We start from the raw sequence: 23,190 nt of genomic DNA, 5'->3' as shown, positions 1-23,190 counted from the left end.
TTCAGTGCGGCGCGTGCCAGCGCAGGCGGGCATGGCGTTCCACCAGCCACTGCTGCAGGCGGGCCGACAGCAGCAGGTCGCCGGCGGCCAGCACCTCGCCGTCGTCTGCATCCACCAGCAGCGGCAGCTGGGCACGCTCCCAGGTGGGGATGTCGTTGGCCTGCAGCAGTTGCTTGAGGCTGGCGTGCTGCGTGCGCCCCGGTAGATGCAGGCGCTCGCCACCCTGGCGCGAGCGCACCCGGGTTCGCCACGGCAGCTGCAGGCCGGCATCGGGCTCCAGTGCCAGCGTGCCGCCATCGGGCAGCGCCAGCACGCTGCCGCCGGCCCACGCCAGGTCCATGTCGACGGCAGCGGTGCGCGCTCGGGGCCCGGCATGCGCCAGGTCGCGCCAGCGCTGGATGCGCACGCCGTGCCAGGCCACGCGCGCATGGGCGTCGCCCGGCGGCGGGGAGGAGTTCGCGCTGCAGCTGCTGGACGCAGCTGGCGGGGATCGGCGGCAGGTCGAGCGACGCCACCCAGGCGCGCAGCACGCGTCGTTGCCGGGCCGCGGGCAGCGCGCGCAGGTGGGCGAGGTCCAGCACGTTCGGATCCAGCGTCGCGACGTCGCCCAGCAGCACGTCGTCCTCGCGCGTGAGCAGCGCACTGGCCTCGGCGGCCAGCCGGGCACTCGCCGCCAGGTTCGCCTCGGACTGCGGCCAGCGCTCGTGCAGCAGCGGCATCACCGCCTGCCGCAGCCAGGAGCGGTCGTGGCGCGGGTCGCGGTTGGCCGGATCCTCGATGCCGGCCAGGCCGTGCTGCGCCAGATGCGCCAGCAACGTCTCGCGCGGCGTGTCCAGCAGCGGCCGCCACAGCCAGCCGGCGCCCAGCGGGCGCAGCGTGCGCATCGCCGCCAGGCCGTCCACGCCGGAACCGCGCAGCAGCCGCATCAGCACCGTCTCGGCCTGGTCACCGCGGTGGTGGGCGCAGGCCAGCCATTCGCCCGGGCCGAGTGCCGCGGCGAAGGCGGCGTGGCGTGCCTGCCGCGCCGCCCCCTCCTGGCCCAGCCCCGCCGCGTCGTCGACCCGCACCCGCAGCACCTCCAGCGGCACGTCGAATTCGCCGGCCATCGCCTCGCAACGGCCGGCCCAGTCGTCGGCGTCGGCATGCAGGCCGTGGTGCACGTGCAGCGCACGCAGCCCCGGTCGCCGGGCAGCGGGCAGCAGGGAAAGGGCGTGCAGCAGGGCGGTGGAGTCGGGGCCGCCGCTGAAGGCGACCGCCAACGGCGCGTCCGGGCGTGCGGACAGCGCGGTGTCGAGCGTGTGCATCAGCGCGTCAACGGACATGCCGCCCTCCACCAAACTGGGCCCGGTGCGGTGCGGCCCGATGCGAACCGGCCCGAGGCGAACCCGTCAGGCTGTCTCGTAGGCGCCGTAGCCGCGCAGGCGCTGGTAGCGGCGCTCCAGCAGCGTGGGCACGTCCAGCCGCGAAAGCTGGTCGAATTCCTTCAGCACGGCCGACTTCAGGCTCTCGGCCATCGCCTGCGGGTCGCGGTGCGCGCCGCCCAGCGGTTCGGTGATGATGCCGTCCACCAGGCCGTGCTCCATCAGCCGCGGGGCGGTCAGCCCCAGCGCCTCGGCGGCGTCGCGCGCCTTGTCGGCGGACTTCCACAGGATCGACGCGCAGCCCTCGGGCGAGATCACCGAGTAGATCGAATACTCCAGCATCAACGTGCGGTCGCCCACGCCGATGGCCAGTGCGCCGCCGGAGCCACCCTCGCCGATCACCGTGCACACGATCGGCACCTTGAGTTCGGCCATCTCGATGAGGTTGCGCGCGATCGCCTCGGACTGGCCCCGCTCCTCGGCACCGACGCCGGGGTAGGCGCCGGGCGTGTCGATGAGCGTGAGCAGCGGCAGGTTGAAGCGTTCGGCCATCTTCATCAGCCGCAGCGCCTTGCGGTAGCCCTCCGGGCGCGGCATGCCGAAGTTGCGCTTGATCTTGGCCTTGGTGTCGCGGCCCTTCTGGTGGCCGATCAGCATCATCGGCCGGCCGCCGATGCGGGCCAGGCCGCCGACGATCGCGGCGTCGTCGGCGTAGGCGCGGTCGCCGGCGAGTTCATGGAACTCGTCGCAGATCAGCCGCACGTAATCGTTGGTGTAGGGCCGCGCCGGGTGCCGGGCCAGCTGCGAGACCTGCCAGGGCGTGAGGTTGCGGAAGATCTCGGCGGTGCGGCTCTTGAGCTTCTCTTCCAGCCCGCGCGCCTCGCTCTCGATGTCCACGGCCGGGCCGTGGCTGGCGTGCCGCAGCTCCTGGATCTTGGATTCCAGTTCGGCGATGGGCTGTTCGAAATCGAGGAAGTTCGGGTTCATTCGATGCAGGATAGCGGCAGGAAGGGGTCTAAGCGAGGGCGCGAGTATAGCCGGGCTAGAGCAGCGGCTCTAGTTCGAGTTCCACGGCCGCTCCAGCACCGGCCGCACCCGGCCCACGCCGGGCTGGGCGCGCAGCAGGCCCAGCAGCTGCGGATCGCAGCGCACCGCGGCCGTGCCGTTCACGTCGAGCTGGCCGCGGCCGCTTCGCGTGGTCAGCTCCATGCGCAGCGGGGTCTTCCCGGGGCGGTACTGCGCCAGCATCTCCTGCAGCGCGGCGAACGCACCGTCGCCGCGGATGTCGATGCTCACGTCCAGTCGCCGCGTGTACTCGGTGCACACCTGGTTGAAGTCCCAGCAACGCCGCACGCGCAGCGCGTAGCCGCCGCTGAACTCGTCCTCGCGCAGGCCGCCCTCGACGATGATGATCCGGTCGCGGCCGATGAGGTGGCCGAATTCGCCGAAGCTCTCGCCGAAGAACAGGCATTCCAGCCGGCCGCCGGCGTCCTCGATCTGCACGAAGGCCTGGGTGTCGCCGCGCTTGCGCATCCCCACCACCATGCCGCCCAGCACCACCTGCGCCTCGCCACGGCGGTCCTTGCGTGCCGACCACACCGAGTCCAGCTCGCCCAGGCCGTAGCCCAGAAGGGCCTGCAGTTCGTCCTTCCACGGGTCGGTCGGGTGGCCGCTGAGGTAATGGCCCAGCGTGTCGCGCTCACCCGACAGCAGCCGCTGCAGCGGCCACTCGGGCAGTTCCGGCAGGTCCAGTTCGATCGTCGCGGTCTCGCCCACCGCCGGTGCGCCGAACAGCGACACCTGGCCGGCTTCGCGCTCGCGCGCCATCTGTTCGGTGGCGCGGATCACCTCGCCCAGGCTGCCCATCAGCGTCGCCCGGTTGCTGCCCAGCCCGTCCAGCGCACCGGCGTGCACCAGCGCCTCGATGACCCGGCGGTTGAGCTTGCCGGTCTCGATGCGGCGGCAGAAGTCGAACAGGTCCTTGTAGCTGCCCCCGGCCGCGCGCTCGGCGACGATCGCCTCGCACACACCGCGGCCCACGCCCTTCACCGCGCCCAGGCCGTAGGCGATGGTGCGCTCGTCGGTGGCGACGAACATGTATTCCGAGGTGTTGACGTCCGGCGGCAGCACGTTGAGGCCGATCGCGCGGCACTCGTCCAGGAAGGTGACCACCTTGTCGGTGGAGTCCATGTCCGAGGACAGCGTGGCGGCCATGAACTCGGCCGGATGGTGCGCCTTGAGCCAGGCGGTCTGGTAGGCCACCAGCGCGTAGGCGGCCGAGTGCGACTTGTTGAAGCCGTACTCGGCGAACTTCTCCATCAGGTCGAAGATCGAGGTGGCCACACGCGGATCGACGCCGCGCTCGGCCGCGCCGGCCTCGAACATCTTGCGCTGCTTGGCCATCTCCTCGGGCTTCTTCTTGCCCATCGCACGGCGCAGCAGGTCGGCGCCGCCCAGCGAGTAGCCGGCCAGCACCTGGGCGATCTGCATGACCTGTTCCTGGTACACGATCACGCCGTAGGTCGGCGCCAGCACCGGCTCCAGCAGCGGGTGCGGGTAGCTCACCTCGGCGTTGCCGTGCTTGCGGTCGACCCAGTCGCGGTCCATCCCCGAGCCCAGCGGCCCGGGCCGGAACAGCGCCGCCAGCGCGATGATGTCCTCGAAGCGGTCGGGTTTGGCGCGCTTGAGCAGTTCGCGCATGCCGCGCGACTCGAACTGGAACACCGCCACCGTGGCGCCGCGCGCGAACAGTTCGTAGGAGGCGGTGTCGTCGAGGGGCAGCGCGGCCAGGTCCAGCGGCTCGATCCCGGCACGGGCGTGGCGCACGTTGATCGCCTTGACCGCCCAGTCCAGGATCGTCAGCGTGCGCAGGCCCAGGAAGTCGAACTTCACCAGGCCCACCGCTTCCACGTCGTCCTTGTCGAACTGGGTCACCGCACCCTTGGTGGTGCCGTCGCGCGCGGCCTGTTCGGCGAACAGCGGGCTGAAGTCGGTCAGCGCGGTCGGTGCGATCACCACGCCGCCGGCGTGCTTGCCGGCATTGCGCGTGAGGTCTTCCAGCTTCAGCGCCAGGTCCAGCAGGTCGCGCACGTCGTCTTCGGCGTTGTAGCGTTCGATCAGTTCGGCCGAGGCGAGGTCGGGGTTCTTCTTCGCCTTCTCCGAGCGGCCCAGCGCGTCGTCCAGGCTGATGCCCAGCGTCATCGGGATCAGCTTGGCGATCGAGTCGACGAAGCCGTAGGGGTGGCCCAGCACGCGCCCGCAGTCGCGCACCACCGCCTTGGCCGCCATCGTGCCGTAGGTGATGATCTGGCTGACCTTGTCGCGCCCGTACTTGCGCGCCACGTAGTCGATCACCTCGTCGCGCCGGTCCATGCAGAAGTCGATGTCGAAGTCGGGCATCGACACGCGCTCGGGGTTGAGGAAGCGCTCGAACAGCAGGTCGTAGGGCAGCGGGTCCAGGTCGGTGATGCCCAGCGCCCAGGCCACCAGCGAGCCGGCGCCGGAGCCGCGCCCGGGGCCGACCGGGATGCCGTTGCCTTGGCCCAGTTGATGAAGTCCGCGACGATCAGGAAGTAGCCTGGGAAGCCCATCGAGAAGATGACCTCGAGCTCGGTCTCCAGGCGCTGGTCGTAGTCCTGGCGGCTGCGGCCCTCGGCCAGCGGGTGCTTCTCCAGCCGCGCCGCCAGGCCCTGGCGCGATTGCTCGCGCATCCAGCTCTCCAGCGTGTGGCCCTCGGGCACCGGGAAGTCGGGCAGGTAGTAGGTGCCCAGGCTGAGTTCCAGGTTGCAGCGCTTGGCCAGCTCGATCGTGTTTTCCAGCGCGTCGGGCAGGTCGGCGAACAGTTCCGCCATCTCCTGCGGCGACTTCAGGTACTGCGCATCGGTGTAGTCGCGCGGCCGCTTGGGGTCCTCGAGCACCCGGCCGGTGGCGATGCACACGCGCGCCTCGTGTGCCTCGGCATCCTCCTGGTCGATGAAGCGCACGTCGTTGCTGGCCAGCAGCGGCAGGTCCTTGCGCCGGGCCAGCGCGATCGCTGCCGTGGCGTAGGCGTCTTCGCCGTCGCGGCCGCAGCGGGTGATCTCGACATACAGGCGGTCGGGAAACTGCGCGGCCAGTTCATCCAGCACCGCCGCGGCGGCGTCCAGCCGGCCGCCGGCCAGCGCGTGCCCGAACGCACTGTGGCGCCCGACGATCGCGAACAGCCCGGCGTGGTCGGCGGCAAGCCATTCCGGGCGGATCGCCACGTAGTCGCCGGCGTGGCCCTCCAGGTAGGCGCGCGAGAGCAGCCGCGACAGCGCCAGGTAACCCTCGCGGTCCTGGCACAGCAGGGTGATGCGGTGCGGGCCCTGGCCATCGGGCTGGACCCACAGGTCGGCACCGCAGATCGGCTTGATGCCGGCGGCCTCGGCGGCACGGAAGAACTTCACCAGGCCGAACAGGTTCGACTGGTCGGTCACGGCGACGGCGGGCAGGCCCAGCGCCACGCAACGCCGCACCAGTTCCGGCAGCCGATGGTGGAGTCGGTCAGCGAATACTCGCTGTGGACGTGGAGGTGGACGTATCGGGGCGACATGCCGGTACCGCGGGGCGATCCGGCAGGTTAGCCCCGGGCCGGGGGGGCGGCAAGGCTTGACAGCCCGCCGCCCGGCCGGGTGCGGCCACGTCAGTGGATCAGCGGCCCGCTGCGCCACTCCGCCGAGGCCACGTAACGGCCCAGGCCGATGCGGCGTGCGCTGCGGAACAGCTCGCGTTCGGCCTGGCGCGCGTCCTCGTAGTCGCGGCGGTCGAAGTGGAAGCCGGCCCAGGACATGCCGCGCAGCTCGGCCTCGATCTGGCGCAGGCGACGGTAGTCGCAGTACACCACGACCTCGCCCGCGGTGGTGTCCCAGCCGGCGTCCACAAGGATGGCGTCGTCGAAGTGGCGCAGCGCCGGGCTGTCGACGCCCTCGAACACGCCGTCACCGGCGCGGATGTAGTCCACGATCGTCCGGCACAGCGCCTGCACGCGCGAATCGGCCCGCCACTGCGGGTCGTCGAGCAGCATCGCCATCGCCGCGGCGCAGCGCAGCCGTTCGCTGATGCAGGGGGCCAGCCGGGCCGGCCCGCGATGCCCCAGCAGTTTGCGCGCGGCACTGGCGAGGATGTCCTCGTCGATGTCGATACGCGTGCCGATGCGCTCGGCCGCCAGCGTCCGCAGGCGCTCGATGCGGCGGCGGTCCAGGTCGCGCCCGGCTACGAGGTGGCGACGATGCTGCTGCGCCGCCGGATCGGTCCGGGGCAGGGGCAGCGGATGCAGGGGTTGGGGTGCGCGCATGACGGCTCTCCGGCAGCAGTGGAGATGGCCAGTCTGCGCCCCTCATGGCGTTGGGTCGTGATGAATCCATGCGGAAAGCGCTGAGGATTCCCCTCCGAATTTCCCCCCGGGAGTCGACCACCGCATGCAACTCGGCCATGGCCCGCAAAGGACTGTCGGTGGAGATACCCTGCGTTTCGGCGATGTGAGGATCAACACCCAGGCCCACGCCGTGTGGCGCCAGGGGCGCGAGCAGTCACTCGAGCCCAGGGCGTGGGCCGTGCTGATGACATTGATGCAGCACCAGGGCGAACTGGTCTCGCACAATGCATTGCTCGATGCCGTCTGGGGCCACCGCCACGTCAGCCCCGGCGTGTTGAGCCGGTGCATCGCGCAGGTGCGCGCCGCGCTGGGCGACAGCGCGCGCAGGCCGAGCTTCATCCAGACCATCCATGGCGAGGGGTATCGCTTTTTCGCCGAGCCCGAACAGGCGTCCCGGACGGCTTCGACGATCGTGCCCGCCGCGGTCCCGCTGCCGGTGCCGCTGGCGCGCATGGTGGGTCGCCGGGCCCTGCTCAAGCAGCTCGAGCACGAGCTGGCCGGCCAGCGCATGCTCACGCTGGTGGGGCCGGGCGGCGTAGGCAAGTCGGTGCTGGGCCTGCGCCTGGCCCACCGCTGGCACCGCGCCAGGTCCGCTCCGGTCTGGCGGGTCGACCTCGCGGCCAGTGGCGCCCGCGGGGGGGCTGGTGCCCAGCATCCTGACGGCGTTCGGGCAGCCTCCCGACGAAGACCGTGCACGTCTGGCGGAGCTGGTCCAGGCCCTGCGCGACACCACCGGGCTGGTGTTCATCGACAACGCGGAAAACCATGTCGAATCCCTGTCGCGCCTGTGCGAGCGAGTGCTGGAGAGTTGCCCGGGCCTGCGCCTGCTGGTGACCAGCCAGTTGCCGCTGGGCGTGCCGGGTGAGCAGGTGCTTCGCATACCGGCCCTGAGCCTGCCGCCGGAGGGATGGCAGGCCCAGGACAACTGGGAACGCCAGCTCCTGCACTCCGAGGCCGTGCGCCTGCTGCTGCTGCGCGCACGCGAGGCCGATGCCGGCTTCCGGCCGGAGGGCAGCGCCCTGCATGCGCTGGCGGCGATCGTGCGATACCTCGACGGCAATCCCCTGGCCCTGGAGCTGGCGGCCTCGCGGCTGCCCATGCTGGGCGCGCGCTCGCTGCAGCAGCGCATCACCCTGTCGCCGGAGATGCTCAAGGACAACTCGGGCCACCGTTGGCCGCTGCACCACCGCAGCCTGACCGATGTCTACGCCTGGAGCCTGGGCCTGCTCAGCGAAGAGGAGTCGACGCTGCTGCAGGAGCTCAATGCGCTGCCATCGTCCTGGACGCTGGAGGAGGCGGAGGGCGCGCTGGCCGGCAACGGCGTGGGCGGCGACGTGCCCAGCCAGATCTGTGGCCTGGCCGCGAAGTCGATGCTCGAGCGCCTGCCCGTGGCCGGCGCGCCGCGCTACCGCATTCCCGAGGCGTTGCGTCGCTACCTGGCCGAGCGCGGCTCCCGCTCCCGGTCGCAGTGACGGGCCGGGGCCGCGTTCAGTCGAACAGGCTGCCCTGGATGCGCAGCGGGGCGAAGCTGCGACGGTGTTCCGGGCAGGGGCCCAGCCGCAGCAGGGCGTCGAGGTGTTCGGGGGTCGGATAGCCCTTGTGGCGGGCGAAACCGTAGCCCGGATGGCGTTCGTCGAGGGCCTGCATCCAGCGGTCGCGCGTCACCTTGGCCAGGATCGAGGCCGCCCCGATCGCCGCGTCCAGGCCGTCCCCGCCCACTAGCGCCTCGGCAGCCAGCCCCAGCCCCGGCGGCACCTGGTGGCCATCCACGCGGACCAGGGCGGGTACCGGCTGCAGGGCAGCCACGCAGCGGCGCATGCCCTGGAAGGTGGCCTGCAGGATGTTGATGCGGTCGATTTCCTCGGCCGTCACCAGCGTCACGTGCCAGGCCAGCGCCTGCGCCTGGATCAGGTCGAACAGCGCATCGCGCCTGGCCGCGCTGAGCTTCTTCGAGTCGTCCAGCCCCTCGATCGGCCGCTTGGGGTCCAGGATCACCGCCGCCACCGCCACCGGCCCGGCCAGCGGGCCCCGACCGGCCTCGTCGACACCGGCCACCAGCAGCCCCACGTCGCCGGCGGCGTGGCCGCCTGCCCGGGCCGGGTCGGCCAGGCACGGGTTCACTGGCGCACCAGCAGTTCGTCGACCGCGGCAGCGGCAGCCTCGGCGCCCCCGGCGGTGAGGGCGTGGTGGAGGGCGTCGAAGCGCGGCAGCAGTTCGGCCACCGCCGCCTCGTCGTTGAACCAGCGTTGCACCGCCGCGGTGATCGTTTCCGGCGTGCACTCGGACTGCATCAGCTCGGGCACCAGCGTTTCCCCGGCCAGCACGTTGGGCAGGCTGTAGCGGTCCACCTTGAGCAGGCCCAGGCGCTTCACCAGCCAATGGGTCAGCGGTGCGATGCGGTAGGCCACCACCATCGGCCGCTTGGCCAGCATCGCCTCCAGTGCCGCGGTGCCCGATGCCAGCAGCACCACGTCGGCGGCGAACATCGCCTCGTGCGATCGTCCGGCGACGCGCCGCACGCGCTGCCGCGGGTCGGCGGCGGCGAACGCGCGGTCGCAGGCCGCATTGGCCATCGGCGCGATCACCTGCAAGCCAGGGAGGGCGTCGTGCAGTTGCTCGACCGCGGCGATGAAGTCGCCCGCCAGTCGCTCGATCTCCCCCAGTCGCGACCCGGGCAGCACGGCCAGCACCGGTCCCTCCGCCTGCAACGCCAGGGCGGCCCGGGCCGCGCGCTGGTCCGCACGGCGCGGGAAGCGTTCGGCCAGCGGATGGCCCACGAAGCGCGCGTCGACGCCGTGGCGGGCATAGATCGGGGGCTCCATCGGGAACAGGCACAGCACCCGGTCGGCACTGCGGCCGATCTTCGCCGCGCGGCCCTCGCGCCAGGCCCAGACCGAGGGGCTGACGTAGTGCACGGTGCGGATGCCCTGCGCGCGCAGGCGGCGCTCCAGGCCGAGGTTGAAGTCCGGTGCGTCGATGCCGATGAACACGTCGGGCCGCCAGTCCAGCAGGCGGCGGGTCAGGCTGCGGCGCAGGCGCAGCAGGCGGGGCAGGTGGCGCAGCACCTCCACCAGTCCCATCACCGCCAGTTCGTCGCTCTCGTGCCACGCCTCCAGGCCCGCTCCCTGCATGAGCGGCCCGCCGATACCGGCGAATTCGGCGTCGGGGTGGCGCGCGCGCAGGCGCTCGATCAGCGGCGCACCGAGCTGGTCGCCCGAGGCCTCGCCGGCCACCAGGGCGATGCGGAGGGGGCGGGTGCTCACGGCCGCGCTCAGCGCAGGATCGAGCGTTCGCTGGTACCGATGAAGTCCAGCATCGCCTGGATGTCCGGGGCCTCGCCGGCCAGCGTTTCCAGCTCGGCCCGGGCTTCGGCCAGCGGGCGGCCGGAAACGAACAGCGTGCGGTAGGCGCGCTTGATCGACGCGATTCGCGCGGCATCGAAACCGCGCCGCTTCAGGCCTTCGCTGTTGATGCCGCGCGGGCGCGCGTACTGGCCCGCCACCATCACGTAGGGCGGCACGTCGGCGTTGATCAGGCTGCCCATGCCGATGAAGGCATGCGAGCCGACCTTGCAGAACTGGTGGATGCCGGTGAAACCGCCCAGCGTCACCCAGTCGCCCAGCTGCACGTGGCCGGCCAGCGTGGCGTTGTTGGCCAGCACGGTGTGGTTGCCGACGATGCAGTCATGGGCGATGTGCACGTAGGCCATGATCCAGTTGTCGTCGCCGATCGTCGTGACGCCGGTGTCCTGGCTGGTGCCGCGGTTGATCGTGACGTACTCGCGGATCGTGTTGCCGTTGCCGATCTCCAGCCGCGTCGGCTCGTCGTCGTACTTCTTGTCCTGCGGCGCGCCGCCGACCACGGCGAAGCTGTGGATGCGGTTGTCCCGGCCCATGCGGGTCGGCCCTTCCAGCACCACGTGCGAGTCGATCCGGCAGCCGTCGCCGATCTCCACGTCGGCCCCCACCACGCTGAATGCGCCGATGCTCACCCCTTCGCCGATCACCGCCGACGGGTCGACCTGCGCGCTGGGGTGGATGGTCGCCGCCCGGCTCATTGCCCGGAATTCTCCGCGCACACGATGTCCGCGCAGGCCACCTGCTTGCCGTCCACCCTGGCCACGCACGAGTACATCGCGATGTTGCGGATGGTGCGCGTGAGCTCCACCTCCAGGTCGAGCCGGTCGCCGGGCACCACGGTGTCGGAGAACTTCGCCTTGTCGACCTTGACCAGGTAGAACACCTTGCGCTGCTGGCTGGCGATCTCCTCCTCGCTTCGCGAGAGCTGGGTCAGCAGCCCGGCGGCCTGCGCCATCGCCTCGATCACCAGCACGCCCGGCATCACCGGGTGGTCGGGGAAGTGGCCCTGGAAGAACGGCTCGTTGAAGCTCACGCACTTGTAGCCGGTCAGCGACTTGCCCGGTTCGATCGCCGTCACCCGGTCCACCAGCAGGAACGGGTAGCGATGGGGCAGCAGCTCGGCGATGCGCTCGATGCCGATGGGAAGCTCAGGCGTTGGGATGCTCATGTGTCGTCGGTGTCCTTGGCAACGCGATCCAGGGTTCGCGCCATGTCGTCGAGCCGCTTGAACCGGGCCGCATTGCGGCGCCAGCTGCGGTTGTCCTGCAGGGGCAGGCCGGAAGAATACTCCCCGGGGGTGCTGATCGATCGCGTCACCAGGCTCATCGCCGTGATCGTCACGCGGTCGCAGATCTCCAGGTGGCCTAGGATACCCGCCCCGCCGCCGACCAGGCAGTAGCGCCCGATCCGGGCCGATCCGGCCACCGCCGAACATCCGGCCATCGCGGTGTGGGCACCGATGTGCACGTTGTGGCCGATCTGGATCTGGTTGTCCAGGCGCACGTCCTCGCCGATCACCGTGTCGCCCAGCGCGCCGCGGTCGATCGTGGTGTTGGCGCCGATCTCGCAGTCCTCGCCGACCACCACGCCGCCCAGCTGCGGCACGTTGATCCAGCGGCCGTCCTCCATCGCCAGGCCGAAGCCGGCCGCGCCCAGCACCGCGCCGGGATGGATGCGAACCCGGTCGCCCAGGCGCACCCGGGCCACCAGGGTCACCCGGGCCACCAGCTCGCAATCCTCGCCCACCACGCAGCCCGGACCGATCACGCAGCCCGGGCCCACGATGCTGCGCGCGCCGAGCGATGCGCCGGATTCCACCACCGCCTGGGCGCCCACGTGCGCGCTCGGGTCGATCCGGGCACCTTCGGCCACCACCGCGGACGGATGGATGCCGGCAGGACGCTCCGGCGCGTGTTCGAACAGGGCTGCGATCCGGGCGAAACTGGCGTAGGGATCGCGTGCGACCAGCACCGGCATCGGTGCCGCATCGGCGTCGGCGGCCCCCAGCACGACTGCGGCGGCTTGCGAGCCGGCCAGCCCGCCGCGGTACCGCGGGTTGGCCAGGAAGGCCAACTGCCCCGGGCCGCGTCGGCCAGGGTGGCGACGCCGGTGATCCGGGTGTCCGCGCCGCGCAGCTCGAGGCCGAAGCGGGCGGCCAGTTCAGACAGCGCGTAGCCGTTGGGCTTGTTCATCACGCGCTCCCCTGTGGCGAGTGGCCGGGTTCAGAAGGACGTGCCGAAGCTGAACTGCAGGCGCTCGATGAAATCGCCGTCCTTCTTCCGGATCGGTACGCCGTAGCTGATCACGATCGGTCCGATCGGAGCCTGCCACTGCATGGCGGCACCGGCCGAGGCCCTGAGTTCATCGGCATCCCAATTGTCCACGCCGTCGAACACGTTGCCCACGTCGACGAAGGCCGCCACGCGGATCGCGGGAGTGTCGAACAGCGTCGGGAAGATCAGCTCGATGCCGCCCACGGTGCGGAACGAGCCACCGATCGACTGGCAGAAGTCCGGCGCGAAGTCCGAGAAGGCACACGGGCCAAGGCGGTTGGTCTCGAAACCGCGCACGGAGCGGTCGCCGCCGGCGTAGAAGTTCTCGAAGAACGGCAGCCCGTTCTCGCTGGCGTTGCCGTAGCCGTCGCCGTAGCCCAGGTTGAAGTTGGTGTTGAGCACCAGGGCCGGGCTGATCGGCCAGTAGCGGGAGAACTGGTAGTTGAGCTTGTAGTACTCCTGGGTCGAACCCGGGAGCGTGACCTCGGCCGACAACGCCTGCTGCGTGCCGCGCGTGGGCACGAAGAAGTGGTTGCGCGAGTCGCGCCGCCACGACAGCTCAGCACGCCAGGCCTTGAACGTGCGCCGGCCGACGGCGTTGATGTAGTCGTCGATCACCCTCGGGGTGAAGCCCGGGATCGTCTGGATCTCGTTGCGGTCGATGCCGAAGATCAGGCCGACCGAGTCGGTCTCGCTGATCGGAACCCCGAAGATCGACTGGAAGTTGATCGCGTCGGAGTTGTACTGGGCGGCATTGAAGTCCTGCGAATTGAACTCGCTGTAGGACAGGTTGTAGCCCACCGACACGCCGTCCTGGGTGAAGTACGGGTTCAGGAACGACAGGTCCAGGCGCTTGGAGAAGACGTTGTTCTGGATGCCGATGCCGACGCGGTTGCCGGTACCCATGAAGTTGTCCTGGCTCAGCTGGGCCGTGGTGATCACGCCGGCGTACTGGGAGTAGCCCAGGCTGAAGGCGAACTGGCCCGACTGGCGCTCCTCGACCTTGATGACCAGGTCGACCTCGTCCTGCGAGCCCGGCACCGGGGTGTTCTCCACGTCGACCGCTCGAAGTAGCCCAGGCGCTGCAGGCGCACCTTCGAACGGTCGATGGCCGCCTGCGAGTACCAGGCGCTCTCGAACTGGCGCATCTCGCGGCGCAGCACTTCGTCGGCGGTCCGGGTGTTGCCCTCGAACACGATCCGGCGCACCTGCACGCGCGGGCCGGGCTCGACGAACAGGCGCAGGTCGACCGTCTTCTCCTCGCGGTTGAGTTCCGGGATCGGGGTGACCTCGGCGAACGCGTGGCCGATGTTGGACAGCACCGAGACGATGTTGTCGGAGGTGGCCTCCAGCAGGCGGCGCGAGAAGACCTGTCCCTCGCGCGGGATGATCATCGTCCGCACTTCATCGTGCGGCAGCACCGTGTCGCCGGTCAGCTCGATGCTGGAGATCGTGTACACCTCGCCCTCGACGATGTTCGTCGTGATGTACATGTCGGCCTTGTCCGGCGAGATCGCCACCTGGGTCGACTCGATGTTGAAGTCGATGTGCCCGCGGTCGAGGTAATGGGCGTCGAGCTTCTCCAGGTCGCCGCCCAGCTTCTCGCGCGAATACTGGTCGTCGCGGCGGTACCAGCTCAGCCAGTTGGTCGTGTTGGATTCCCAGTTGCGGCGCAGTTCCTTCTCTTCGAAGGTCTCGTTGCCGACGATGTTGATGTGCCGGATCCGGGCCGCCTTGCCTTCGGTGATGTCGATGGTGATGTCGACGCGGTTGCGGTCCAGCGGCTGCACCCGCGGCTGGATCGACACGTTGTACTTGCCGCGGTTGTTGTACTGGCGGGTCAGTTCGCCGGTCACGCGCTCGAGGTTGAGCCGGTCGAAGGTCTCGCCTTCGGCCAGTCCGATCTCGCGCAGGCCGCCCATGAGGTCCTCGGTCTTGACGTCCTTGTTGCCCACCAGGGTGATCGTGTTGATCGCCGGGCGCTCGTCGACCACCACCACCAGGATCCCGCCCTGGCGCTCGAGCCGGACGTCGTTGAAGAAGCCGGTGCGGAACAGCGCGCGGATCGCCTCCGAGGAGCGGTTGCGGTCGATCGTCTCGCCGCGCTCCACCGGGAGGTAGCTGAAGACGGTGCCCGCGGCGATGCGCTGCAGGCCATCGATGCGGATGTCCTCGACGACGAACGGCTCGAATTGCTGGGCCGTGGCGGTCTGGCTGAAGGCGAGGGCGGAAGCGAGCGCAATGGCAAGCAGGCGGGGAGCGGTGGGTCGCGTCATCCGTTGGTTCCGGTTGAAGCGGCACGCGTGTGGGCATGCCGCGGGCGGGCGAGTCGTTGTGTGCTCAGGAGCCAAAAAGGCGCAGGATATCGTTGTAGAAGGCCAATCCCATCAGTCCGGCCAGCATCGCCAGGCCGATGTACTGGCCCACGATCATGGTCCTTTCACTGACGGGACTCCCCTTGATCAGCTCGATAAAGTAATACAGCAGGTGCCCGCCGTCCAAAATCGGGATCGGCAGCAGGTTGATGATCGCCAGGCTCAGGCTGAGCAGGGCGAGGAAATTCAGGAACCAGGCCACCCCCAGTCCGGCCGAGCTGTTGGCGTACTGGGCAATGGTGATGGGGCCGGAGAGGTTCTGCAACGAGGCCGTGCCGTTGATCATCCGCCACAGCATCGCGAACGTGGTCGTGGTCAGGTGCCAGGTCTCGCGGCCGGCCGCGCCGATGGCATCGATGGGGCCGTAGCGTAACAGAGCATCGTATTCGGCCTCGCGCGGTTGCGGGGTGATGCCCAGGACCCAGCGTTCGCCTTCGTACAGCTGGGGTCGGACCTGCAGCGGCAGGCGCAGGCCGTCGCGCTCCACCACCACCTCCAGCGCCCGGTCCGGCCCGGCGGCAGCGGCCACCAGCCCGGTGATCTCGTTCCAGCTGCGCACCGGCCCGCCGTCGATCGACACCACCCGGTCGCCCGAGCGCAGCGGGCTGTCGGGGTAGGACACCTCGCCGATCACCGGTTCGAGCAGGAACTGCTGGGGCACCAGGCCGATCTCGCGCATCACGTTGCGCTCGTCGATCGCGGGCGCATTGGCGAAGTCCAGCGTCCGGGTGCGCTCGAAGCCCCCTGCGGTGCGCACGTCCACCTCGACCGCCTCGCGGTCGATCGCCGACACGGTCAGCGCCATCATCGCGTGGCTCCATGTGTCCACGCCGCGCCCGCCCACCGAGGTGAGGCGGTCGCCGTACTCGAACCCGGCCTCGGCGGCCGGCCCCTGCACGGTGCCCACCAGCGGCTCGTAGTCGGGCTTGCCGATGATGAACATCGCCCACAGCAGCGCCAGGCACAGGATCAGGTTGAAACCGGGACCGGCGGCGACGATCGCGATGCGCTGCCAGACGGTCTTGTTGTTGAACGCCTCGTGGCGGTCCTCGGGGCGCACCTCGATCTCGCGCTCGTCGAGCATCTTCACGTAGCCGCCCAGCGGGATCGCGGCGACCTGGTAGACCGTGCCGTCCTTGCCGCGGCGCTGCCACAGCGGCTTGCCGAAGCCCACCGAGAAGCGCAGTACGCGCACGCCGCAGCGCCGCGCGACCCAGTAGTGGCCGAACTCGTGGAAGGTGACGAGGATCCCGAGGCTGACGATCAGCCACCAGATCGATCCGAAGAAGGCCTCCATCTCAGGGGGTTCCGTAAGTGGTGTCGGGACGGGCCTGGCCGGCCAGGCGGGGCAGCAGTGCGCCCGCCACCCGGCGCGCCTCGGCGTCCGCGGCCAGGGTCGCGTCCAGCGAATCGGCGGGGTGCGTCTCGAGGGCGTCGAGCGTGGCCTGCAACAGGGCAGGGATGTCTAGGAAGCCTGCACGGCCCTGAAGAAAGGCTGAAACAGCCACTTCATTGGCTGCGTTGAGCACCGCCGGGGCCGTGCCGCCGGCCGCCAGCGCGGCGTAAGCCAGGCCCAGGCAGGGGAAGGTGGCGTGGTCGGGCGCCTCGAAGTCGAGCCGGCCCAGCGCGGCCAGGTCCAGCGTGCCGACGCCCGAGTCGATCCGTTCCGGCCAGGCCAGGCCGTAGGCCAGGGCGGTGCGCATGTCGGGCTGCCCCAGCTGCGCCAGCATCGACCCGTCGACGTAGTCGACCAGCGAGTGCACGATGCTCTGCGGGTGCACCACCACGTCGATGCGCGCCCGGTCCAGGCCGAACAGCCAATGCGCCTCGATGACCTCCAGCCCCTTGTTCATCAGCGTGGCGGAATCGACCGAGATCTTGCGCCCCATCGACCAGTTCGGGTGCGCGCAGGCCTGCTCGGGCGTCACCCCGGCCAGCTGCGCACGCGTGAAGCCCCGGAACGGGCCGCCCGAGGCGGTCAGCAGCACCCGGCGCACGCCACCGCGCTGCGCCGGGTCGCCGGGCAGGCACTGGAAGATCGCGTTGTGTTCGCTGTCCACCGGCAGCACGCGCGCCCCGTGTGCGCGGATCTCGCGCATCAGCAGGTCGCCAGCCAGCACCACCGACTCCTTGTTCGCCAGCAGGATGCGCTTGCCGGCGCGGGCCGCGGCCAGGGTCGAGGACATGCCGGCCGCGCCGACGATCGCCGCCACCACGGTGTCGGTGTCGGCGGCTTCGGCAGCGGCCTCCAGCGCCTCGGGGCCCGCGTGCGCCTCGGTGTCCAGGCCGGCATCGGCCAGGCCGTCGCGCAGCGCCGCGTAGGCGGCCGGGTCGGACACCACCGCACGTGCCGGGCGGAAGCGCCGGCACAGCGCCACCAGCGCGTCCACCTGCGAGTGCGCGCTGAGCGTGGTCAGCTCGAAGCGATCCGGGTGGCGGGCCACGACGTCGAGCGTCGAACTGCCGATCGATCCCGTCGCTCCGAGAATGGCCAGTCGCTGGCGTGTCATCGCCTCACAGCCCCAGCACCGCCTTCACCAGCACCGCCACCGGCAGCGCGGCCAGCACGCTGTCGAGACGGTCGTACACGCCGCCGTGGCCCGGGATCAGGGTGCCCGAATCCTTGCAGCCGGCATGGCGCTTGATCAGGCTCTCGAACAGGTCGCCGATCACCGCGGCCACGCAGACCGCCGCGGCCAGCAAGGCCATCGCCGGCAGTTGCGCCAGGCCCACGCCGAGGAACGGCGCCACCGCCAGGCCGACCGCGACGCTCAGCGCCATCCCGCCCCAGAAGCCTTCCCAGGTCTTGTTCGGGCTGATGCGCGGCGACAGCTTGCGGCGGCCGAAGCGCATCCCGGTGAAGTAGGCGCCGGTGTCGGATGCCCAGATCATCGCCAGCACCAGCAGGGCCCAGCCGGGACCGACCAGCGCCGGCTCGCCCGGGTTACCCGCGTGCAGGATGCCCAGGGCCACCCAGGCCGGGATCACCGCCAGCGAGCCGGCCAGCAGCTTGAGCAGGCGCGGCCCCGCGCCGTCGCCGGAGGCGAAATCGAAGCGCAGCAGCCACAGGCACACCAGCAGCCAGAACATCACGCCCAGCAGGACGATGACCAGGCCAAGGCCCGGCAGCCCGAACCAGGCCAGCCAGGCCATGATCGCGGCATTCCCCGCCAGGTAGGCCACCCGCCCGATCGTGTGCTCCACGCCGACCATGCGCGAGAGCTCCCAGAGCGCCAGCAGCAGTGTCACCGCGAACACGCCGGCCAGCCAATGCGTGGGCAGCAGCAGCACGATCGCGATCGCGACCGGCGTCATCACGGCCGCGGCCAGGACGCGTTGTTTCTTCATGCGGGGTCTCCAGGGGCCGGGGCGGCCAGCTGCGCGGCGGTCAGGCCGAAGCGGCGCTCGCGGTGGGCAAAGTCCGACAACGCAGCGCACAGAACGTTCCTGTCGAGGTCGGGCCAGAGTGTCTCGGTGAACCACATCTCGGTGTAGGCGAGCTGCCAGAGCAGGAAATTGCTCACGCGCTGGTCGCCACCGGTACGGATGAACAGATCGGGTTCGGGCAGGTCCGACAGGCACACCGCCTGCGCGAAGCGTGCCTCGTCGATCGCCTCGGGGTCGAGCCGGCCGGCGGCCACCTCGCGGGCGAGCTCACGCGCCGCCTGGGCGATGTCCCAGCGGCCGCCATAGCCCGCGGCGATGCACAGGTGCAGCGTCGAATTGGCCGCGGTGAGCTGCTCGGCGGCAGCCATGCGCTGGCGGATCGGCTCGGCGAACGGCTCGCGCGCACCGATGAAGCGCAGCCGCACGCCGCGCCGGTGCAGTTCCTCGACTTCGCGCTCGAGCGCGTTGAGGAACAGCCGCATCAGCGCGCCCACCTCGTCCTGCGGCCGCTTCCAGTTCTCGCTGGAGAAGGCGAACAGGCTCAGTGCCTGGATGCCCTGTTCCAGGCAGAAGTCGATGCAGATGTTGACCGCCCGTGCACCGGCGCGGTGGCCGATGCTGCGGGGGCGGTGGCGGCGCTGCGCCCAGCGGCCGTTGCCGTCCATGATCACCGCCAGGTGGCGGGGGACGGGGCGTTCGCTGGCGGCGCCGCCAGGCGCCTGTGGGGTGCCCGATGCGTTCGACATGCCGGGCTCAGATGGCCAGGAGTTCCTGCTCCTTGGCCTTGACCACCTCGTCGACGTCCTTGACGAAACGGTCGGTCAGCTTCTGGATGTCGTCCTCGGCGCGGCGCACGTCGTCCTCGGTGACCTGCTTCTCCTTCAGCAGTTCCTTGACCTGGTGGATCGCGTCGCGGCGCACGTTGCGGATCGCCACCTTGGTGTTCTCGCCCTCCGACGCCACGTGCTTGCCCAGCTCCTTGCGACGCTCCTCGGTCAGCGCCGGCAGGTTGATGCGGATCGTGGTGCCGGCGGTGTTCGGGGTCAGGCCGAGGTCGGAGGCCATGATCGCCTTCTCGATCGCGGCCACCATGGGCTTCTCCCAGGGCGTGATCGTCAGCGAGCGCGCGTCGGACACGGCGATGCTGGCCACCTGCGAGAGCGGCATGTCCGAACCGTAGTAATTGACCTTGAGGTGCTCGACGATCCCCGTGGAGGCGCGGCCGGTACGAAGCTTGGTCAGCTCGTGGCGCAGGGCCTCGACACTCTTGCTCATGCGCGTCTGCGCGTCGTTCTTGATCTCATCGATCATGGTGGGCTCCGGGCTTGGCGAACATAATCCTGCGATTATAGGCGGAGCCGGCCACCGGCGGGGCGGGGCGGGGTGAATTGATGCCTCAATCCCCGCACGCGGGATCGCGCAGGAAGGTCTTGCTCGAATCGATCAGCGCATAGCCCTCCAGCGCCCGTCGGCCCAGCAGCACGGGATAGTTGAAGTTGCTGCGGTCGATCAGCGTGAACTCGACGCTGTGCAGCGTGCTGCCGAGGCACAGGTCCATCTCGATGACCGGGCGGCGCTGGTGGTTGCCGCTGTGGCGCACGATGCGCACGAACCGCTTGATCCGCTTCTCCAGCGTCGTCACCTCGCCGGTGTCGCGATCGTGCAGCTCGAAGCGCACGTGGCGCCGCCCGTCACGGCGGAATTCCTCGATCTCGCGGGCGTCGAGCGAGGAGGTCAGCGCGCCGGAATCAAGCTTGCCCTTCTTGCGGATGCGCTCGTCGCCCAGCTCGATCCACTCCACCCAGCCGAAGACGTCGGGGGTTTCGCTCGGCGGGGTGTCGCGGGCCAGGGCCGCGGGCGTGGCCAGGGCCAGGATCAGTGGGAAAAGCGCGAAGGTCCAGGTGCGCATGCGGGGTCTCCATGACGGATCGAAGGCGCACACCCTACCGATGGCAGCTGAACGTGGGGCGAAAACCCACGTGCTGCCGTTCACATGCGCAGCTCAGTGGCCGCTGACCAGCGTGCCCAGTTCCTCGCCCTGCAGGATGCGCATCAGCGCGCCCTCCTGGCCGATGTCGTAGATGCGCAGGGGGATGTCGTAGTCGCGGCACAGTGCGAAGGCGGCGGTGTCCATGACCTTGAGGTCGCGGTTGAGCACTTCCTCGTAGCTCAGATGGGTGAAGCGCTTGGCGTCCGGGTGCGTCTTGGGGTCGGCGTCGTACACGCCGTCGACCTTGGTGGCTTGAGCAGCAGGTCGGCACCGATCTCCACCGCGCGCAGCGCAGCGGCCGAATCGGTGGTGAAGAACGGATTGCCGGTGCCGGCGGCGAAGATGACGATGCGGCCCTTCTCCAGGTGGCGCACGGCGCGGCGGCGGATGAAGTCCTCGCACACTTCGTTGATCTTCAGCGCGCTCATCACCCGTGCGTAGGCGCCCACCTTCTCCAGCGCGTCCTGCATCGCCAGCGCGTTCATCACGGTCGCCAGCATGCCCATGTGGTCGCCGGTCACGCGGTCCATGCCGGCGGCCTGCAGGCCGGCGCCGCGGAAGATGTTGCCGCCACCGATCACCAGGCCCACTTCCACGCCGGAGTCGCTGGCGGCCATGACCTCGCGCGCGATGCGCTTGATCATGTCCGGGTCGATGCCGTAGTCGGCGTCCCCGAGCAGCGCCTCGCCGGACAGCTTGAGCAGGATGCGGCGGTACTTCGGGGCGGGTTCGGTCACGGTGGCGTCCTGTCATGGGTTCGGCGCGCGAAGTTTAGCCGAGCGCGGCCGCTGCGTCAGCGCCGCGTGAAAGAAAAAACCCCCGGGAACCTGCATTCCCGGGGGTTCTTTATCAACGCGCTGGCGCGATGGATCAGGCCAGGCCGGCCTGCTTCATCACTTCCGAGGCGAAGTCGTCTTCCTTCTTCTCGATGCCCTCGCCGACGGCCAGGCGGGTGAACGACACCACCTCGGCGCCTTCCTTCTTCAGCATCGCCTCGACGGTCATGTTGGTGTCGAGCACGTAGGGCTGGCCGGTCAGGCACATCTCCGACAGGGTCTTGTTGACCTTGCCGCTGATCATCTTCTCCAGGATCTCGGGCGACTTGCCGCTGTCCTTCACCTGGGCCATCGCGATGTCCTTCTCCTTCTGCACCAGCTCGGCCGGCACCTGGTCGGGCGACACGTACGGCGGGTTCATCGCCGCCACGTGCATGGCCAGGCCACGGGCGAGGTCTTCGCTGCCGTCCTTGACCTCGACGATCACGCCGATGCGGCCGCCGTGCACGTAGGCACCGACGGTGTGCGGGCTGGTGAGCAGCGACAGGCGGCGGATCTGCACGTTCTCGCCGACCTTGGCCACCAGGGCCTGGCGCGACTCGTCGATCGTGTCGTCACCGATCTTGGCGGCCTTGAGCGACTCCACGTCGGTCGCGCCCACGGCCAGCGCCGCGGCGGCGATGGCGTCGGAGAACGCGATGAAGTTGGAATCCTTGGCGACGAAGTCGTCTCGGAGTTGACCTCGACCAGGACCGCCTTGCCCGACTCGGCGGCCATGACGATGCGGCCCTCGGCGGCGACGCGGTCGGCCTTCTTGTCGGCCTTGGCGAGGCCGGTCTTGCGCAGGTGCTCCATGGCGGCTTCGACGTCGCCGTTCATTTCGACGAGCGCCTTCTTGCACTCCATCATGCCGGCGCCGGAGCGCTCGCGCAGTTCCTTGACCATGCTGGCGGTGATTTCCATCGTGGTGTCCTCAAAATGTCTCGTGGGGCGGATCGGGGGCGACGCGGATGCCGGCGCGGGGTGCGCGGCGGGCGTGGCGTGTCGCTCCCTGGATTGTGTGGCCGCCATGTTGCGGCCGTGCGGGGCGTGGGGCCCGCGATGCAGCGGCCGGCGGCGCGAGGGCCGCCGGCGTGGCGGACTTACTCGGCCGTGGCTTCGCCGTCGGCCTTCTTGGTCGGCACCTTGCGCGGCGCGGCCTTCTTGGCCGGCGCCTTGGCCGGGGCGGCCTTCTTCTCGCCCTCGTCGGCCACCGGCTTGCCCTCGGCGTCGAGCTCGACGAACTCGTCCTCGATGCGCGCGACCGAATTCGGGTTGGCGGCCTTGCCTTCCAGCACCGCGTCGGCGATGGCGCGGGTGTAGAGCTGCACGGCGCGGATCGCGTCGTCGTTGCCCGGGATCGCGTAGTCGACCAGCGACGGATCGTAGTTGGTGTCGACCACGGCGATGACCGGGATGCCCAGCTTCTTGGCTTCCAGCACGGCGATGTTCTCGTGGCCGATGTCGACCACGAACAGCGCGTCGGGCAGGCCGTTCATGTTCTTGATGCCGCCCAGCGAGTTCTCCAGCTTCTCGCGCTCGCGGCGACGCGCCAGCACTTCGTGCTTGACCAGCTTCTCGAACGTGCCGTCGGTCTCGGCGGCCTCGAGCTCCTTCAGGCGCGCGACCGACTGCTTGACGGTGCGGAAGTTGGTCAGCGTGCCGCCGAGCCAGCGCTGCGAGATGAACGGCATGCCGCAGCGGATCGCCTCGTCCTTGATCGCGTCGCGCGCGGAGCGCTTGGTGCCGACGAACAGGATGGTGCCGCGCTTCTGCGCCATGCCCGACACGAAGTTGGTCGCGTCGTTGAACAGCGGCAGGGTCTTCTCGAGGTTGATGATGTGGATCTTGCCGCGGGCGCGAAGATGTACGGGGCCATCTTCGGGTTCCAGTAACGGGTCTGGTGGCCGAAGTGGACGCCTGCTTCGAGCATCTGGCGCATGGTGACCTGGGGCATGGTGGAACTCCTTGCATGTGGAACCGGCCGCCGGTTGGATGGGGCGGGCAATGGTTCCGGGGTTGGGCCTCCCCGCGTCCTCCGTGGCCGAATCCCTTGCCCCATGGATCGCTCCATGGCGTGGGACACCCCGGCACGGGGCTTTGACGCGGGTGTGTATTCACCGGTGACGCCCGGTGTGGGCGGTACAGCCGAGGAAGTATAGCCGGCTCGGTGTTGCCAGTGCAATCAATCCCTTGCGCCGGCCTCCAACGCAGGACACCCCGGCGGGCCGGGGT

The 23,190-nt window shown here is 70.0% G+C and carries 13 protein-coding genes and 8 pseudogenes; 2 read left to right on the top strand and 19 right to left on the bottom strand.

Annotated elements, in window-relative coordinates:
• Position 1: 1 nt before the first annotated feature.
• The 4 genes and pseudogenes from tilS to FU658_RS10075 all read right to left on the bottom strand — a co-directional run bounded on the left by tilS (position 2) and on the right by FU658_RS10075 (position 6,675).
• A pseudogene (tilS, locus tag FU658_RS15740) lies at positions 2-1,304 on the bottom strand (tRNA lysidine(34) synthetase TilS).
• An 84-nt stretch (positions 1,305-1,388) separates the two neighbouring features.
• Positions 1,389-2,348: an acetyl-CoA carboxylase carboxyltransferase subunit alpha gene (locus FU658_RS10085; RefSeq protein ID WP_147891958.1), complete on the bottom strand. Its 960-nt coding sequence runs from the start codon at positions 2,346-2,348 to the stop codon at positions 1,389-1,391.
• Positions 2,349-2,417: 69 nt separating this feature from the next.
• Positions 2,418-5,934 (bottom strand): annotated as a pseudogene (gene dnaE, locus FU658_RS10080) (DNA polymerase III subunit alpha).
• A gap of 90 nt (positions 5,935-6,024) precedes the next feature.
• Positions 6,025-6,675, bottom strand: a complete 651-nt coding sequence (locus FU658_RS10075) for a hypothetical protein (protein ID WP_147891957.1) — start codon at positions 6,673-6,675, stop codon at positions 6,025-6,027.
• A 124-nt stretch (positions 6,676-6,799) separates the two neighbouring features.
• On the opposite strand from FU658_RS10075, the pseudogene FU658_RS16070 reads away from it, so the two are divergent.
• A pseudogene (locus FU658_RS16070) lies at positions 6,800-7,066 on the top strand (winged helix-turn-helix domain-containing protein); the annotation flags it as partial.
• Positions 7,067-7,400: 334 nt separating this feature from the next.
• Positions 7,401-8,228: an ATP-binding protein gene (locus FU658_RS15330; RefSeq protein ID WP_255505535.1), complete on the top strand. Its 828-nt coding sequence runs from the start codon at positions 7,401-7,403 to the stop codon at positions 8,226-8,228.
• Between the two features lie 16 nt (positions 8,229-8,244).
• On the opposite strand, the gene rnhB is transcribed toward FU658_RS15330, so the two are convergent.
• The 15 genes and pseudogenes from rnhB to rpsB form a co-directional block, all read right to left on the bottom strand.
• Complete coding sequence (gene rnhB / locus FU658_RS10065) at positions 8,245-8,877, bottom strand: ribonuclease HII (RefSeq protein WP_147891955.1); 633 nt, start codon at positions 8,875-8,877, stop codon at positions 8,245-8,247.
• Positions 8,874-10,031 carry a lipid-A-disaccharide synthase gene (gene lpxB / locus FU658_RS10060; protein ID WP_147891954.1) on the bottom strand — a complete coding sequence of 386 codons (1,158 nt, stop codon included), beginning with the start codon at positions 10,029-10,031 and terminating at the stop codon, positions 8,874-8,876. The genes rnhB and lpxB overlap by 4 nt, the downstream gene beginning before the upstream one ends.
• Positions 10,028-10,813: an acyl-ACP--UDP-N-acetylglucosamine O-acyltransferase gene (gene lpxA / locus FU658_RS10055; RefSeq protein ID WP_147891953.1), complete on the bottom strand. Its 786-nt coding sequence runs from the start codon at positions 10,811-10,813 to the stop codon at positions 10,028-10,030. The genes lpxB and lpxA overlap by 4 nt, the downstream gene beginning before the upstream one ends.
• Positions 10,810-11,283: a 3-hydroxyacyl-ACP dehydratase FabZ gene (gene fabZ, locus FU658_RS10050; RefSeq protein WP_147891952.1), complete on the bottom strand. Its 474-nt coding sequence runs from the start codon at positions 11,281-11,283 to the stop codon at positions 10,810-10,812. The genes lpxA and fabZ overlap by 4 nt, the downstream gene beginning before the upstream one ends.
• Positions 11,280-12,307, bottom strand: a pseudogene (gene lpxD / locus FU658_RS10045) (UDP-3-O-(3-hydroxymyristoyl)glucosamine N-acyltransferase). Before lpxD ends, fabZ begins: the two are co-directional and overlap by 4 nt.
• Before the next feature lie 30 nt (positions 12,308-12,337).
• A pseudogene (gene bamA, locus FU658_RS10040) lies at positions 12,338-14,664 on the bottom strand (outer membrane protein assembly factor BamA).
• Positions 14,665-14,728: 64 nt separating this feature from the next.
• Positions 14,729-16,060, bottom strand: a complete 1,332-nt coding sequence (gene rseP, locus FU658_RS10035; protein WP_147891951.1) for an RIP metalloprotease RseP — start codon at positions 16,058-16,060, stop codon at positions 14,729-14,731.
• 1 nt (position 16,061) lies between these two features.
• Positions 16,062-17,273 (bottom strand): 1-deoxy-D-xylulose-5-phosphate reductoisomerase, encoded by a 1,212-nt coding sequence (locus tag FU658_RS10030; RefSeq protein ID WP_147891950.1) that lies wholly within the window; start codon positions 17,271-17,273, stop codon positions 16,062-16,064.
• Between the two features lie 4 nt (positions 17,274-17,277).
• Positions 17,278-18,111, bottom strand: coding sequence for a phosphatidate cytidylyltransferase (locus FU658_RS10025; protein ID WP_147891949.1), 834 nt, complete (start codon positions 18,109-18,111; stop codon positions 17,278-17,280).
• Positions 18,108-18,896, bottom strand: a complete 789-nt coding sequence (gene uppS, locus FU658_RS10020; RefSeq protein ID WP_147891948.1) for a polyprenyl diphosphate synthase — start codon at positions 18,894-18,896, stop codon at positions 18,108-18,110. The genes FU658_RS10025 and uppS overlap by 4 nt, the downstream gene beginning before the upstream one ends.
• Before the next feature lie 7 nt (positions 18,897-18,903).
• Positions 18,904-19,461, bottom strand: a complete 558-nt coding sequence (frr, locus tag FU658_RS10015; RefSeq protein WP_147891947.1) for a ribosome recycling factor — start codon at positions 19,459-19,461, stop codon at positions 18,904-18,906.
• An 85-nt stretch (positions 19,462-19,546) separates the two neighbouring features.
• A complete protein-coding gene (locus FU658_RS10010) occupies positions 19,547-20,059 on the bottom strand; it encodes an ATP-dependent zinc protease family protein (RefSeq protein ID WP_147891946.1) in 513 nt (170 codons plus the stop codon).
• A 93-nt stretch (positions 20,060-20,152) separates the two neighbouring features.
• Positions 20,153-20,877 (bottom strand): annotated as a pseudogene (gene pyrH / locus FU658_RS10005) (UMP kinase).
• 133 nt (positions 20,878-21,010) lie between these two features.
• Positions 21,011-21,879, bottom strand: a pseudogene (gene tsf, locus FU658_RS10000) (translation elongation factor Ts).
• 179 nt (positions 21,880-22,058) lie between these two features.
• Positions 22,059-22,912: pseudogene (rpsB, locus tag FU658_RS09995) on the bottom strand (30S ribosomal protein S2).
• Positions 22,913-23,190 lie beyond the last annotated feature (278 nt).

It is taken from the genome of Alkalisalibacterium limincola (assembly GCF_008017755.1).
Lineage (GTDB): Bacteria > Pseudomonadota > Gammaproteobacteria > Xanthomonadales > Xanthomonadaceae > Alkalisalibacterium > Alkalisalibacterium limincola.
This window is presented reverse-complemented; position numbering and strand designations above follow the sequence as displayed.

What these genes read in the sequence shown, in the direction of transcription:
- FU658_RS10085 (WP_147891958.1), bottom strand. Translation starts at nt 2,348, where the DNA reads ATGAACCCGAACTTCCTCGATTTCGAACAGCCCATCGCCGAACTGGAA.
- FU658_RS10075 (WP_147891957.1), bottom strand. Translation starts at nt 6,675, where the DNA reads ATGCGCGCACCCCAACCCCTGCATCCGCTGCCCCTGCCCCGGACCGAT.
- lpxA (WP_147891953.1), bottom strand. Translation starts at nt 10,813, where the DNA reads ATGAGCCGGGCGGCGACCATCCACCCCAGCGCGCAGGTCGACCCGTCG.
- fabZ (WP_147891952.1), bottom strand. Translation starts at nt 11,283, where the DNA reads ATGAGCATCCCAACGCCTGAGCTTCCCATCGGCATCGAGCGCATCGCC.
- rseP (WP_147891951.1), bottom strand. Translation starts at nt 16,060, where the DNA reads ATGGAGGCCTTCTTCGGATCGATCTGGTGGCTGATCGTCAGCCTCGGG.
- FU658_RS10030 (WP_147891950.1), bottom strand. Translation starts at nt 17,273, where the DNA reads ATGACACGCCAGCGACTGGCCATTCTCGGAGCGACGGGATCGATCGGC.
- FU658_RS10025 (WP_147891949.1), bottom strand. Translation starts at nt 18,111, where the DNA reads ATGAAGAAACAACGCGTCCTGGCCGCGGCCGTGATGACGCCGGTCGCG.
- uppS (WP_147891948.1), bottom strand. Translation starts at nt 18,896, where the DNA reads ATGTCGAACGCATCGGGCACCCCACAGGCGCCTGGCGGCGCCGCCAGC.
- frr (WP_147891947.1), bottom strand. Translation starts at nt 19,461, where the DNA reads ATGATCGATGAGATCAAGAACGACGCGCAGACGCGCATGAGCAAGAGT.
- FU658_RS10010 (WP_147891946.1), bottom strand. Translation starts at nt 20,059, where the DNA reads ATGCGCACCTGGACCTTCGCGCTTTTCCCACTGATCCTGGCCCTGGCC.